14 protein-coding genes are annotated in these 14247 nt (G+C 64.1%); 7 read left to right on the top strand and 7 right to left on the bottom strand.

The window, feature by feature from the left end; genetic code table 11:
- Positions 1–125 precede the first annotated feature (125 nt).
- A complete protein-coding gene (locus NLM27_RS30190) occupies positions 126–2339 on the top strand; it encodes an FAD-dependent oxidoreductase (protein ID WP_254146744.1) in 2214 nt (737 codons plus the stop codon).
- Positions 2340–2479: 140 nt separating this feature from the next.
- On the opposite strand, the gene NLM27_RS30185 is transcribed toward NLM27_RS30190, so the two are convergent.
- Both NLM27_RS30185 and gstA read right to left on the bottom strand, forming a co-directional pair.
- Positions 2480–2827, bottom strand: coding sequence for a hypothetical protein (locus NLM27_RS30185; RefSeq protein ID WP_254146743.1), 348 nt, complete (start codon positions 2825–2827; stop codon positions 2480–2482).
- A 113-nt stretch (positions 2828–2940) separates the two neighbouring features.
- A complete protein-coding gene (gene gstA, locus NLM27_RS30180; protein WP_254146742.1) occupies positions 2941–3555 on the bottom strand; it encodes a glutathione transferase GstA in 615 nt (204 codons plus the stop codon).
- Positions 3556–3681: 126 nt separating this feature from the next.
- Here gstA and NLM27_RS30175 point away from each other — a divergent pair, with 126 nt between their 5' ends.
- The 3 genes from NLM27_RS30175 (at position 3682) to NLM27_RS30165 (ending at position 6329) form a co-directional block, all read left to right on the top strand.
- Positions 3682–4179 (top strand): MarR family winged helix-turn-helix transcriptional regulator, encoded by a 498-nt coding sequence (locus NLM27_RS30175; protein WP_254146741.1) that lies wholly within the window; start codon positions 3682–3684, stop codon positions 4177–4179.
- A gap of 99 nt (positions 4180–4278) precedes the next feature.
- A complete protein-coding gene (locus NLM27_RS30170) occupies positions 4279–5649 on the top strand; it encodes a glutamate--cysteine ligase (protein ID WP_254146740.1) in 1371 nt (456 codons plus the stop codon).
- A 113-nt stretch (positions 5650–5762) separates the two neighbouring features.
- A complete protein-coding gene (locus NLM27_RS30165) occupies positions 5763–6329 on the top strand; it encodes a PAN domain-containing protein (protein ID WP_254146739.1) in 567 nt (188 codons plus the stop codon).
- A 106-nt stretch (positions 6330–6435) separates the two neighbouring features.
- On the opposite strand, the gene NLM27_RS30160 is transcribed toward NLM27_RS30165, so the two are convergent.
- The 5 genes from NLM27_RS30160 to NLM27_RS30140 form a co-directional block, all read right to left on the bottom strand.
- Entirely contained in the window at positions 6436–7002 is a 567-nt protein-coding gene (locus tag NLM27_RS30160; protein WP_254146738.1) for a nucleotidyltransferase family protein, read from the bottom strand.
- A gap of 12 nt (positions 7003–7014) precedes the next feature.
- Positions 7015–7356 carry an MmcQ/YjbR family DNA-binding protein gene (locus NLM27_RS30155; RefSeq protein WP_254146737.1) on the bottom strand — a complete coding sequence of 114 codons (342 nt, stop codon included), beginning with the start codon at positions 7354–7356 and terminating at the stop codon, positions 7015–7017.
- Positions 7357–7380: 24 nt separating this feature from the next.
- The gene (gene lepB / locus NLM27_RS30150; protein ID WP_254146736.1) at positions 7381–8160 is read right to left on the bottom strand and encodes a signal peptidase I; all 780 of its coding nucleotides are present in this window, start codon (positions 8158–8160) and stop codon (positions 7381–7383) included.
- On the bottom strand, positions 8157–9584 hold the full coding sequence (gene tldD / locus NLM27_RS30145; RefSeq protein ID WP_254146735.1) for a metalloprotease TldD: 1428 nt from the start codon (positions 9582–9584) through the stop codon (positions 8157–8159). The genes lepB and tldD overlap by 4 nt, the downstream gene beginning before the upstream one ends.
- A gap of 118 nt (positions 9585–9702) precedes the next feature.
- Positions 9703–10236 (bottom strand): invasion associated locus B family protein, encoded by a 534-nt coding sequence (locus NLM27_RS30140; protein WP_254146734.1) that lies wholly within the window; start codon positions 10234–10236, stop codon positions 9703–9705.
- A 448-nt stretch (positions 10237–10684) separates the two neighbouring features.
- Between NLM27_RS30140 and coxB the strand changes: the two genes are divergently transcribed.
- The 3 genes from coxB (at position 10685) to NLM27_RS30125 (ending at position 14244) form a co-directional block, all read left to right on the top strand.
- Entirely contained in the window at positions 10685–11524 is an 840-nt protein-coding gene (coxB, locus tag NLM27_RS30135; RefSeq protein WP_254146733.1) for a cytochrome c oxidase subunit II, read from the top strand.
- Positions 11525–11612: 88 nt separating this feature from the next.
- Positions 11613–13238 carry a cytochrome c oxidase subunit I gene (ctaD, locus tag NLM27_RS30130; RefSeq protein ID WP_254146732.1) on the top strand — a complete coding sequence of 542 codons (1626 nt, stop codon included), beginning with the start codon at positions 11613–11615 and terminating at the stop codon, positions 13236–13238.
- A gap of 61 nt (positions 13239–13299) precedes the next feature.
- Positions 13300–14244, top strand: a complete 945-nt coding sequence (locus tag NLM27_RS30125; protein WP_254146731.1) for a heme o synthase — start codon at positions 13300–13302, stop codon at positions 14242–14244.
- Positions 14245–14247: the final 3 nt, after the last annotated feature.

The raw sequence follows: 14247 nt of genomic DNA, 5'->3' as shown, positions 1-14247 counted from the left end.
CGTGCCCACCACTGATATCTCCGCGAGTGATGGTGGGCACGGCGCAAGAGCGCCTTTGCCCACCCTACGAGATCACCATCAACCGCCGCGCCTGCGATCGGCTGCGGCACCGAGGAGCAACCAACATGTCGTACAAGAACTTCAAGGTTGAGACCGATTCCGACGGCATCGCGCTCGTCACGTGGGACATCCCGGGCCGTTCGATGAACGTGCTCGACGAAACCTCGACCAGCGAGCTCGACGCGATCGTCAAGGCGACCACGGCTGACGCCGCGGTGAAGGGCGTCGTCATCACCTCCGCGAAAGAGGCGTTCTGCGCCGGTGCCGACCTCTCCATGCTCGAAGGCATGAACCAGGCTTACGCGAAGGTTCTCAAAGAGCAGGGCGAGACCGCCGCCAACCAGATGCTGTTCGACCAGAGCCGCCGCTTCTCGCAGGTGCTGCGCTCGATCGAAACCTCGGGCAAGCCGTGGGCGGCTGCGATCAACGGCCTCGCGCTCGGCGGCGGTTTCGAGATCACGCTGTGCTGCCACTATCGCGTCGCAGCCGAGAACCCCAAGACCCGCCTCGGTCTGCCCGAGGTCAAGGTCGGCCTGTTCCCCGGCGCCGGCGGCACGCAGCGCGTGCCACGCCTGGTGCCGCCGCAGGACGCCATGACGATCCTGCTCAAGGGTGATCCTGTTACGGTGGAGAAGGCCAAGGCGCTGAACCTGATCCACGCCATCGTTCCCGCCGCCGACCTCGTCAAGGCCGCGAAGGATTGGATCAAGGGCGGCGGTAAGGCGGTCGCGCCCTGGGACGAGAAGGGTTTCAAGCTCCCCGGCGGCCCGGTGTTCTCCAAGGCCGGCATGATGATGTTCCCCGCCGGCAACGCGATCTATCGCCGCGAGACCTACGACAACTACCCGGCCGCGCGCGCGATCATGAGCTGTGTCTATGAAGGCCTGCAGCTGCCGATCGACGCCGCGCTGCGTGTCGAGTCGCGCTACTTCACCTCGGTGCTGCGCTCGAAGGAAGCGGCTGCGATGATCCGCAGCCTGTTCCTGTCGATGCAGGAGCTCAACAAGGGCGCGCGCCGTCCGAAGGACGTAGCCCCGACCAAGGTGAAGAAGATCGCCGTGATCGGCGCCGGCTTCATGGGCGCCAGCGTCGGCTACGTCTCCGCCCGCGCCGGCCTCGACGTCGTCCTGATCGATCGCGACCAAGAAAGCGCCGACAAGGGCAAGGCGCATGCGCAGAAGGTGATCGAGGAGCAGATCAAGAAGGGCCGCGCCAAGCCTGGTGATGCCGAAGCCCTGCTCGCGCGCATCACGCCGACCGCGGACTATTCCGCGCTGAGAGACGTCGACCTCGTCATCGAGGCCGTGTTCGAGGACCGCAAGGTCAAGGCGGAGACCTTCGCCAAGGCGCAGCAATATCTCAAGCCCGACGTGATCTTCGCCTCCAACACCTCGACGCTGCCGATCACCTCGCTGGCCGAGAGCTTCAAGGACCAGGGCAAGTTCGTCGGCATCCACTTCTTCTCGCCGGTCGAGAAGATGATGCTGGTCGAGATCATCCTCGGCAAGAACACCGGCGATCTCGCGTTGGCGACCGCACTCGATTACGTCCGGCAGATCGGCAAGACGCCGATCGTGGTCAACGACTCCCGCGGCTTCTTCGCCAACCGCTGCGTCGGCCGCTACGTCGCCGAAGGCAACGAGATGTTCCTCGAAGGCGTGCCGCCGGCGATGATCGAGAACTGCGCCAAGATGGCCGGCATGCCTGTCGGCCCGCTCTCGCTCTCGGACGAAGTCGCGCTCGACCTCGGCCTCAAGATCATGAAGGCGACCGAAGCCGATCTCGGCCCCAACGCCATCAATCCCGATCAGAAGAAGCTGATGGTGGAAATGGTCGAGAACCAGGGTCGCCTGGGCCGCAAGAACAGCAAGGGCTTCTACGACTATCCTGAGAAGGGCAAGGGCCAGAAGAGCCTGTGGCCGGGTCTCTCCGCGCTCCAGCCGAAGCAGCTCGATCCTGATACGCTCGACGTCGAGGAGCTGAAGCAGCGCTTCCTGGTGGTGCAGGCGGTGGAAGCCGCGCGCACGGTGGAGGACCATGTCATCACCGATCCGCGCGAGGCGGATGTCGGCTCGATCCTCGGCTTCGGCTTCGCGCCGTTCACCGGCGGCACGCTGTCCTACATCGACTTCATGGGCACGAAGACGTTCGTCGAGCTCTGCCACAAGCTGGAGGCAAAGTACGGCTCGCGCTTCACGCCGCCGAAGCTGCTCGAAGAGATGGCCGCCAAGGGCGAGACCTTCTACGGCCGCTTCGCGCCGAAGAAGGCGGCGGCTTAAGGCGCGCTCGTAGCTCGTAGCCCGGATGAAGCGCAGCGCAATCCGGGAAAGTCTTTCAGCTCGCGAGAGCCCCCGGATTGCGCTTTGCTCCATCCGGGCTACGAAGAAATAAAAGAGGCCGGATCATCGATCCGGCCTTTTTATTTGCCGTTGCCGAACGGCGAGAACGCGCGGCCCGACACCGCATCGTCGGCGAGACTGGCTTTCCAGGTGCCTTCGTCGCCGCGGCCGATGCGGACCTCGAAGCGCCAGCCTTTCTGGTTGGTGAAGGCGATGTCCGTTCCGCTCTTCCCTTTGGCGTAGCTGCACGGATATTCGGTCGGGCGGTCCGGAAAGACGATCTTCCCTTCCTTGCTCTCGAACACGGTCGAGGTGATCTGTGGATGGATCATGAAGATGCAATCGCGCTGCGGCGCGGCCGGTGTCGACAAGCCAAGCATCGCGAGCGGCGCGCCGGCGGCGGCGGTCATGAGGACGATCATGTTCATGAGGCAACTGTCTCCGGGGGCTGTTCCTTCGACGGCGTCGCCGATCGAATGGTTCAGCATGAAAAAGGCCGGATCGTCGATCCGGCCTTTCGCCTGTTGCAGCATGCGAGCGTTTACTTCGCCTGGGCCAGCCCTTCCTTCTTCAGCGCTTCCTGCACCTGGGGCCGCGCCGCGACGCGGGCCTTGTAGGCGGCAAGGTTCGGCATCGCCGAGAGGTCGAACTTCATCCGGTCGCCCCAGGTCAACATCGTGAAGAGATAACCGTCGGCGACCGTGAACTGCTTGCCCATGAGATAGTCCCGGCCGGCGAGCTGGCTGTCGATGTATTTCAGCTTGCCCATCACGCGGTCCCTAAAGAAGGCCTTGGCCTCGTCGTTCAGCGCCGGCGCGAACAGCGGGCCGAAGCTCTTGTGCACCTCCGAGGTGAGGAAGTTGAGCCATTCGAGCAGCTTGTAGCGCTCGGAACTGCCGTGGGCCGGGGCCAGCGCCTTGCTTGATGCCTGATCGGCGATCATCTGGACAATCACGGGACCTTCGGTCACGATCTCACCACTGTCGAGGCCCAGCGCAGGGACCTGGCCCTTGGGGTTCAGCTTCAGATAATCCTCACCATTTTCGAGCTTCTTGGCCCGGATATCGACCTTGACCAGCTCATAGGGCAGGCCGGCTTCCAGGAGCGCGATGTGGGGGGACAGCGAGCAGGCACCGGGCGAATAGTACAGTTTCATGGAATTTCCTCCTCTTGACGCTTGGCTCGTGCGAAAGAACGACTACATGCATCTGCTTGAAATAGTCAAGATTGATGCAGCTGCATCAAATGAGGTAAGAGACGGGCGACGAGCTTGAGCGGGACCATGAAACGCAAACCATCGACCGAGGCAACTTCCGCCTGGATCCGCCTGATGCGGGTGCAGAGCCGCGTGCTCGATTGCGTCGAGCAGGACCTGAAGAAGGCCGGCTTCCCGCCGCTCGCCTGGTATGACGCGCTGCTCGAACTGTCCCGCGCCCCCTCGGGCGAGCTGCGGCCGGTGGAGCTCGAACGCCAGATGCTGATCCCGCAATACTCGACCTCGCGCCTGATCGACCGTCTGGTCGACGAAGGCCTCGCCTCGCGGCGCGAATGCAAGATCGACAAGCGTGGCCAGTTCGTCGAGATCACGGAAGCCGGCCGCGAGTTGCAGAAGCGGATGTGGGGCGCCTATTCCGCCGCAATCGAGAAATATGTCGGTTCGAAACTGTCGGATGCCGACGCCGTCAAGCTCAGCGCTCTGCTCGATCGGTTGGGCTGTTCGTGCGGCGAGATGAAATTGCCGCCCGTCGCCAACGTCAACGAAAGCACACCGTCGCGATGATCGCGCGGCAAACCAGCACGTCCGCGCGCCCGGCGGGTTCGCGGACCTTCCCCGTCACCCACGCGCGTTCGGTCGAAGCGCTTTTGATTAGAGTTTGATATGGCGCGAGACCAGATCGATATGACGCCACTGCAATCGCGCGACGAACTCGTCGCGTGGTTCGAGGCCGGCTGCAAGGACCCGTCCGAATTCCGCATGGGCACCGAGCACGAGAAGACGCCGTTCACGCTCGAAGGCCACCGTCCGGTGCCGTACGAGGGTGTGCGCGGCATCGGCGCGTTGCTCGAGGGCATGAAGCTCCTGCTGGGCTGGGAGCCGATCATGGAGCAGGGCAACATCATCGGCCTCTACGACGTCACCGGCGGCGGTGCGATCTCGCTCGAGCCCGGCGGACAGTTCGAACTCTCCGGCGCGCCGGTCGAGAACGTGCACCAGACCCAGAGCGAGTTGATGGCGCACCTAGCGCAGGTGCGCGAGATCGCAACCCCGCTCGGCATCGGCTTCCTCGGGCTCGGCATGACGCCGTCCTGGTCGCGCGCGGACATCCCGGTGATGCCCAAGGGCCGCTACAAGATCATGACCAATTACATGCCGAAGGTCGGTCAATACGGCCTCGACATGATGTATCGGACCTGCACGGTACAGACCAATCTCGACTTCTCCTCGGAAGCCGACATGGTCAAGAAGCTGCGCGTTTCGCTCGCACTCCAGCCGGTCGCGACCGCTCTATTCGCCAATTCGCCGTTCACCGAGGGCAAGTCGAACGGCTTTCTCTCCTTCCGCTCCGAGATCTGGCGCGACACCGACAATGCGCGTTCGGGCATGATGCCGTGGGCGTTCGAGGACGGCATGGGGTTCGAGCGCTATGTCGACTATGCGCTCGACGTGCCCATGTATTTCGTCAAGCGCGGCGAGCATTATATCGACGTGTCGGGTTCCTCGTTCCGCGCCTTCTTCGACGGCCGCAACAACAACCTTCCCGGCGAGCGGCCGACGCTGTCGGACTGGGCCAACCATCTCTCCACGATCTTCCCGGAGGTCCGACTCAAGCGCTATCTCGAGATGCGCGGCTCCGACGGTGGCCCCTGGGGCCGGTTGCCGGCGCTATCGGCGTTCTGGGTCGGGCTGCTCTATGACGATGTTTCGCTCGACGCCGCATGGGAGATCGTCAAGCACTGGAGCGCGCATGAACGTCAGGCCCTGCGCGACGACGTGCCGCGCTTCGGCTTCAAGTCGCGGATCAAGGATCGCTATCTCTTCGAGATCGCCAAGGAATGCCTCGTTCTGGCACATGCCGGCCTGCGCCGGCGCGGCCGGATCGACCAGCTCGGCCGCGACGAGACCCGGCATCTGGAGCCGCTCGATCGCATCATCGATTCCGGCCGGACGCCGGCCGAGGAGATGCTGGACAAGTTTAATGGTCCCTGGAAGGGTTCGGTGGAACCGGCCTACGCGGAATACGCTTTCTAGTCCCATGGGCTAACGACCGGGCATTGAGCCGTTCATCGCCCGTACAGGTTTGCGGCGATCAAATGATCGGCTGAAAAAACCTGAGCGTCGTCAATAACTCGAAAGCTGTTCCAATGGGGAAGGGCCGCCTGTCCGGGGGCGTCATCGCAAGCGTCGTGGCATGCGCCGCGCTGCTTTCGCTCGCGCTTGCGAGCGTGCCGACGCAGGCCCAGACGGCGTTCGATCGTCCGGGCGGCGATTATTTCAATACGCCGGTCGCGTCAGGCGATCCCGAGGATTGTGCGCTGCTCTGCGAGCGTGACCGCCGCTGCCGTTCCTGGAGCTTCAACTATCCCGATGTCGAAGGCGGCTCGGCCGTGTGCTGGCTCAAGAACACGGTGCCGGCGCGGGTGCCGGGCAGTTGCTGCATCTCTGGTGTGCGCGGCGCCGGCGTGATCGAGCCGCGCATCGAGGGCGTGGAATCGTCGATCGATCGCCCGGGCGGGGACCTGCGCAATTTCGAGCTCAAGGTCGGCGAAGGCGAAGAGGCCTGCAAGGCCGCGTGCACCGCCGACAACAAATGCCGCGCTTTCACCTATGCCCGTCCCGGCTATACCGGCCGGGAGGCGCGCTGCTTTCTGAAGAAGGAAATCAAGCCGCCGCGGCGGAAAGCGGGATTTACGTCGGGCGTGGTGCGGTAGGCGCCGCCATCATTGCGAGCTTAGCGAAGCAATCCGGAATCCCTCCGCGGAACCAGCCTGGATTGCTTCGATGCGCTCGCAATGACGAGGAGGATGGAGCGGCACCTCACTCCGCCGCAACCACCGTAAGCTCCGGCCACAGTGCCTTCCATCGCGCGGCCTTCGCTTCGTAATTGGCGACGGAAAAATTCAGCTCCCGATTCGGCCGCACGATCAATCGCGCGACGTCGTCGAAGCCGTGCGGTGCGTAGATGTCGAAACCCTCGCCCGCGCGTCTCACCCCGATTTGCGTATTCTCTGTGAGGAAGCGGTCGATGCCGTCGGTCGAGCGCATCAACGGCGGATAGGGCAGGCCATGCTTGTCGGGGTACCACAGATGCACGCGCGCCTGGTTGCGGATCTCGACATTGGCGCCGAGATGCGCGAGCCGCGCATGCACGTCCCGGATCACCGCGTCCTCCGCCTCCCATGATGTATCAGGATCGAAATAGAAAATGTCATAGTCGGAAATGCCATGGTCGATCGCGCGCCTGGTGATCACGTTCCACACCGTCTGCACCAGGCACCCCGCTACCAGCCACGCATCCGGCAGCGCCAGACGATGGAGCTGCTCGATGATCGCAACATTGACCGGATTCTTGAGCGCAAGTGCGAGGAAGCGATCGCGATCCATCGCGGCCGTGACCTACAGGCTGGCGTCGAACGCCGCACGTGCCGCCTTCGAAGCGAGGCCGCGCCAGCGCCGCCGCAGAAGAGGCTCGACGATTGCGCGTTTCGCTTTGGACAGCCGGATCAGCACGATCGGATAGTCGGCGTAATGATCGGTGAAATAGAAGATCTTGGGCTGGCTCTCGACCAGCATCGCGCGCTCGTCGATCGGGACATCGGGCATCACCATGCTGTCGCCGTCTTCCTTGAGGCGCGTCAGCATCTTCTTGCGCACTTTCAGTGCGGGCGTGCCGTAGGAGGTGCCGTCCTCGACCTCCGGCCACGTCAGGGCAAATTTTCTGACGTCGTCGAAGGTCATTTGATCAAGACCTCGGGGATCGGTTCAATGCACGGCGGTGAAGAACCGCGCCAGCCTGAAGCCGGACAGCCAGGTCCACACCGGTTGGCCGCGGATACCGAGATCCCAGGAGCCGAGCACGGCATCCGCGCGGCCGACCAGATTGTCGATCGGCAACAGGCCCACACCGCCGGAGCGCAGCGGCACGCGGCTATCGGCGGAGTTGTCGCGGTTGTCGCCAAGCACGAAGAGATGGCCAGGCGGCACCGTCACTTCCGGCGTGTTGTCGAGCGGGCCGTTCTCGCGCATCTTGAAGATCAGGTGCGAGACGCCATTCGGCAGCGTCTCGACATAGCGATAGGCGGGCTCGCTGCCGCCATTGTCGTCCTCGGCAGCGCCGACGCCGTCGGGCTTGAGCTCGGCGGGGCGGTCATTGATGAAGAGCTGGCCCTGCCGCATCTGGATGCGGTCGCCGGGCAGACCCACGACGCGCTTGACCCAGGCCTGCGAGCGATCACCGGGCCAGCGGAACACGACGACGTCGCCGAGCTTCGGCGTCTCCGCGAAGACGCGGCCGGTCTCCGGGAGGTTGATCTGGATCGGCAGCGACGAGGTGCCGTAGCCATAGGGGAATTTCGAGGCGAGCAGCGCATCGCCGATCAGGAGCGTCGGCTCCATCGAGCCCGACGGCACGTAGAACGGTTCGGCGAGTGCGCCCTTGGCAATGAACACGGCGGCGACGATGCCGGCGAGCTGCATCAGCTGCCCGCCCCAGCCGCTGCTCTTCCGCTTGGTGGTGACCGTTGCCTTTTCTTCCACGCTCATGCGCCCGTTCCACCCACTGTAATGCGCTCCATCAAAAGCGACGGCTGACCGACGCCGACAGGCACGCCCTGGCCGTTCTTGCCGCAGGTGCCGATGCCGGTGTCGAGCGCGAGGTCGTTGCCGATCATGCGGATGCGATGCAAATCGGTCGGGCCGTTGCCGATCAGCATGGCGCCCTTCAAGGGCGCGCCCAGCTTGCCGTTCTCGATCTTGTAGGCCTCGGTGCATTGGAACACGTATTTGCCCGAGGTGATGTCGACCTGGCCGCCGCCGAAATTCGCGGCGAAGACGCCGTTCTTCACGGAAGCGAGGATCTCGGCCGGATCGCGGTCGCCCGCGAGCATGTAGGTGTTGGTCATGCGCGGCATCGGCACATGCGCATAGCCCTGGCGGCGGCCGTTGCCGGTCGGCTTCATGTTCATCAGGCGCGCGTTCTGACGATCCTGCATGTAGCCGACCAGGATGCCGTCCTCGATCAGCACGGTGCGGTTGGTCGGCGTGCCCTCGTCGTCGATCGAGAGCGAGCCACGGCGTGAGGCGATGGTGCCGTCGTCGACCACGGTGACGCCTTTGGCCGCGACCTGTTGGCCCATCAGGCCCGCGAATGCGGAGGTCTTCTTGCGGTTGAAGTCGCCTTCGAGGCCATGGCCGACCGCTTCATGCAGCATCACGCCGGGCCAGCCGGCCCCTAACACCACGTCCATCTCGCCGGCCGGAGCCGGAATCGACTCCAGATTGACGAGCGCCTCGCGCAGCGCGCCGTCGGCGGCTTCGCGCCAGGACCTGCTCTCGATGAATTCGGCATAGCCGGCGCGGCCGCCATAGCCCTTGCTGCCGCTCTCCTGGCGGTCGCCCTGGCCGGCGACGACGGAGATATTGACGCGCACGAGCGGGCGGATGTCGCGATAGCTCTCGCCGTCGGGCCGCAGGATCTCGACCACCTGCCAGGTCGCACCCAGGCTGACGCTGACCTGCCGCACCCGCGGATCCCTGTCGCGCAAGTAGGCGTCGATCTCGGCGAGCAGCTTGACCTTGGTCTCGAAGCCCGGCGCATCCAACGGATTGTCGTCGCCATAGAGCCGCACATTGGTGCGCGGGGGCGGCGCGGCAAAGCTGCCGGAATAGCCTCCGCGTACCGCCGCGACGGCATCCGCGGCGCGAATCAGCGCCGGCAACGAGACGTCGGAGGAATGCGCATAGCCGACCGCATCGTCCTTGACGGCGCGCAGGCCAAAGCCCTGCGAGGTGTCATAGGTCGCCTGCTTCAGCCGCCCATTGTCGAACATCAGCGCTTCGGTCTGGCTGTATTCCAGGAACAATTCGCCGTCGTCGGCACCGGCGAGCCCGCGCGCGACCTCGTTGCGAACCTGGTCGCGATCGAGATTGGCACGGTCGAGCAGGGAGGTTGTGGCAGGGTTGGTCATGCGTCCGTCCATTAGCCGGGGATGTGGGGCAAGATAATGGTTTCGGACCGGTTCCGCGAGGGCGCCAAGCCTCACATTACGGAAACAATAGGATCGCTGCCGCGGTTGTTCAGCCGCCCTACGGCAGCTTGTCGTAGCCCTCGCCGAGCCCGTTCAGGCTGAGCGGGAAGCCGATGCCTTCTTCCGGCGTCTCGAAGATGATGAAGGTCGCCGTCTTGGCGCTGCGGAGCTGGCCGAGCAGCTTGTCGTCCATGACCACTTCCGCCACGCAGCCGTTAGGCAGGCAGCGGACAAAACCGGCGCGGCCGACGTCCTGGTTATCGAGCTTGAGCCCGAGGCCGGACGGCAAGAGCACGCCGAGCGGAGCGACCACCCGCATCAGGCGGCTCTTCTGGTCGGCGGTCTTGAGCACGATCACGGTAAGGCCGGCATTGGAGCGGTCTTCGGCCACCACGCTCTGGATCAGGGCGCATTGCTCGGTCTGGGCGCCCGGCGGGGTGTCACAGCGGATCTGCCAGTCGCCATGGACGGAGCGCACCGCGCCCTGCGCATGGGCAAGGCCGGGCAGGGCCAGGAAGGCGACCGCCGCCAGCAGGATGGCCAGCATCGTGAAGCCGCCGGCCTGCCTTGCCATGCATCTCGAAAGCCCCATCGGGTCGGTCCCTCTGCTCGCCTGGATTGCTCGCGCCTGGCGGACTCATACGGGAATGACGGCGTCTTGAAGGCGATTCCCAAGCAAATTCCGCGCCGCCGCGCGCCACCATCGCCGGCACGAATCAGGTTCCTGCGCGGCTGACTGCCAGTGCCTACCGCGGGCAATTCCGCTGTCAAGCCGCAGCATGCCGGGGAACGGTATTTTTGTTTGATGTTACTAGGAAATATCTTGCGGGTGACGTCAGACAGATGAGGCCCAAGACTGCATTGCGATAGATCAAGAATTATGGTTTGAGAGGCTTGATTTCGGCGTTCTAGCGATCTGGCCCCAATTCCTCTTAGAGGTATTCTTGCGCGGCGGTTTGTCAGACGGGCGGATCGAATAAGCGTTTCCCGGAAACAGGGGAGCGCACGTGGGGTGACTTCGTAAGGGGAGCGCGAACGGCATGAGGATGTCGATGGGCCGGATGGGCCGGCAGTTGCTGGGATTGGCCGTGGCGGGTCTGACGCTGGCGACGGGCGGTGTGGCATTCGCCGAGCTCGGGCAACCGGCGCCGTGGGAGTGGACGCTCCAGCAATCCGGCTCGCCGGTGATGGACAACATCGTCTGGTTCCACAACTTCCTGTTCGTGCTGATCACCCTGATCACGCTGTTCGTCCTGGCGCTGCTCGTGATCGTGGTCGTCAAGTTCAATGCGAGGGCCAATCCGGTGCCGTCGCGGACCACCCACAACACGCTGATCGAGGTGGCCTGGACGCTCGTTCCGGTGCTGATCCTGGTCGGCATCTCGGTGCCGTCGTTCCGCCTGCTGTTCCTCGAGCTCGACATTCCGAAGGCGGATATCACCATCAAGGCGACGGGCAAGCAGTGGTATTGGTCCTATGCCTATCCCGACAACGGCAAGTTCGAGTTCGACTCGCTGATGGCCCAGGACAAGCAGCCCCGCCTGCTCGGCGTCGACAATGAGATGGTCGTGCCGGTCAACAAGGTGATTCGCGTTCAGGTTACCGGCGCCGATGTCATCCACGCCTTCGCGATGCCGGCTTTCGGCGTCAAGATCGACGCCATTCCGGGCCGGCTGAACGAGACCTGGTTCAAGGCCACCAAGACCGGCATGTATTACGGCCAGTGTTCGGAACTGTGCGGCAAGGATCATGCCTTCATGCCGATCGCGATCCGCGTGGTCGACGACCAGGAGTTCGCCTCCTGGGTCGAGACGGCGAAGAAGAAATATGCGAGCGGCGGCACCAGCACTTTCGCCTCCGCGGCCGGCCCGACGCAGTAAGCGCCGGGTCAAGGCTCGAGGGACTGAAAGCGACAGAAAGGGCGGGACCTCCAAAGGGTCCGAACGGGACGCAAGGCAGGATTTGAAAATGGCAACGAGCGCAGCGGCACACGGCGATCACGCGCAAGACCACGGACATGACGAGCATGCCCATCCGACCGGATGGCGGCGCTACGTCTATTCGACCAACCACAAGGACATCGGCACGATGTACCTGATCTTCGCGGTCATCGCAGGCGTCATCGGCGCCGCGATGTCGATCGCGATCCGGGCCGAGCTGATGTATCCGGGCGTGCAGATCTTTCACGAGACGCACACCTATAACGTGTTCGTGACCTCTCACGGCCTGATCATGATCTTCTTCATGGTCATGCCCGCGATGATCGGCGGGTTCGGCAACTGGTTCGTGCCGCTGATGATCGGCGCGCCTGACATGGCGTTCCCGCGCATGAACAACATCTCGTTCTGGCTGCTGCCGGCCTCCTTCGCGCTGCTCCTGATGTCGACCTTCGTCGAAGGCGAGCCGGGTGCCAACGGCGTCGGCGCCGGCTGGACCATGTATGTGCCGCTGTCGAGCTCCGGTCATCCGGGCCCAGCCGTCGACTTCGCGATCCTGTCGCTGCATCTGGCGGGCGCCTCGTCGATCCTCGGCGCCATCAACTTCATCACCACGATCTTCAACATGCGCGCACCGGGCATGACGCTGCACAAGATGCCGCTGTTCGTGTGGTCGATCCTGGTGACTGTGTTCCTGCTGCTGTTGTCGCTGCCGGTGCTCGCCGGTGCGATCACCATGCTGCTGACCGACCGCAATTTCCACACGACGTTCTTCGCGCCTGACGGCGGCGGCGACCCCGTGCTGTTCCAGCACCTGTTCTGGTTCTTCGGTCACCCCGAGGTGTACATCCTGATTCTGCCCGGCTTCGGCATGGTCAGCCAGATCGTCTCGACCTTCTCGCGCAAGCCCGTGTTCGGCTATCTCGGCATGGCCTACGCCATGGTCGCGATCGGCGGCATCGGCTTCGTGGTGTGGGCGCACCACATGTATACGGTCGGCATGTCCTCGGCGACGCAGGCCTATTTCGTCGCTGCCACGATGGTCATCGCAGTTCCGACCGGCGTGAAGATCTTCTCCTGGATCGCCACGATGTGGGGCGGCTCGATCGAATTCAGGGCGCCGATGATCTGGGCCGTTGGCTTCATCTTCCTGTTCACGGTCGGTGGCGTCACCGGCGTCGTGCTGGCAAACGCCGGCGTCGACCGCGTGCTCCAGGAGACCTACTACGTCGTTGCGCACTTCCACTACGTGCTGTCGCTCGGCGCCGTGTTCGCAATCTTCGCCGGCTGGTATTACTGGTTCCCGAAGATGTCGGGCTACATGTACAATGAGACGCTGGCCAAGGCTCACTTCTGGGTCACCTTCATCGGCGTCAACCTGGTGTTCTTCCCGCAGCACTTCCTCGGCCTGTCGGGCATGCCGCGCCGCTACGTCGACTATCCCGACGCGTTCGCGGGCTGGAACCTGATCTCCTCGGTCGGCTCCTACATCTCCGGCTTCGGCGTCTTGATCTTCCTCTACTGCGTGATCGACGCTTTCATGAAGAAGGTGCCGGCGGGCGACAATCCGTGGGGTGCGGGCGCAACCACGCTGGAGTGGACGCTGCCCTCGCCGCCGCCCTTCCACCAGTTCGAAGTGCTGCCCCGCGTGCAGTAAGCCATCGTCCGCGGCGCCCGTGACGGGCGCCGCGGCTCTATCACGAAGCGAGTTGAATTAAGTGTCAGTCCTCGACCACAACGCCATCGACATCAATCCCCGCATCTCCGAAGCGGAGGTCGGCGATTACATCGCGCTGCTCAAGCCGCGGGTGATGTCGCTGGTGATCTTCACCGCGCTGGTCGGGATGGCGATGGCGCCCGGAAATTTCCACTGGGTGCTGGCGATCACCTCGCTGCTCTGCATCGCCGTCGGCGCCGGCGCCTCCGGCGCGCTCAACATGGCGCTCGAAGGCGACATCGACGCGAAGATGTCGCGCACGGCGAATCGCCCGATCCCACGCGGCCGCATCACCCGCCCTGAAGCCATGACGTTCGGCATGACGCTGGCCTTCTTCTCGGTGATGACGCTCGGCATTCTCGTCAACTGGATCGCGGGCGCGCTGCTCGCCTTCACCATCTTCTTCTACGTCGTGATCTACACGATGTGGCTGAAGCGCTGGACCGCGCAGAACATCGTGATCGGCGGCGCCGCCGGCGCGCTGCCGCCCGTGGTGGCCTGGGCCGCGGTGACGGGAACGGTCGACGTCGAGCCACTGCTGCTGTTCGCCATCATCTTCTTCTGGACGCCGCCGCACTTCTGGGCGCTGGCGCTGTTCCGCTCCGACGACTATGCGCGCGCCGGCATTCCAATGCTGCCCAACGTCGCCGGTCCCGACGCGACCCGGCTTCAGATCCTGCTCTACACCATCGTGCTGATCGCGGTCGCCGCCGCCCCTTGGGCGCTCGGCTATTTCGACGCGGTCTACGGCATCGTCTCGCTGATCCTCGGCGCCGGCATGCTGGTGCTCGCCGTCAACGTCTATGTGCGCCGCGAGCGAAGCCAGTCGCTGCGCGCGACCCGCAAGCTGTTTGCCTTCTCCATCCTTTATCTGTTCGCGCTGTTTGCGACCTTGCTGGCCGAGGTCGTGTTCCGGGCGCTTGCTCCGATGGCATGGGGCGCATGAGGC

The sequence above is a fragment of the Bradyrhizobium sp. CCGB12 genome (genome assembly GCF_024199845.1).
Lineage (GTDB): Bacteria > Pseudomonadota > Alphaproteobacteria > Rhizobiales > Xanthobacteraceae > Bradyrhizobium.
The sequence above is the reverse complement of the archived record's forward strand: the minus strand, read 5'-3'. Positions and strand labels throughout refer to the sequence as shown.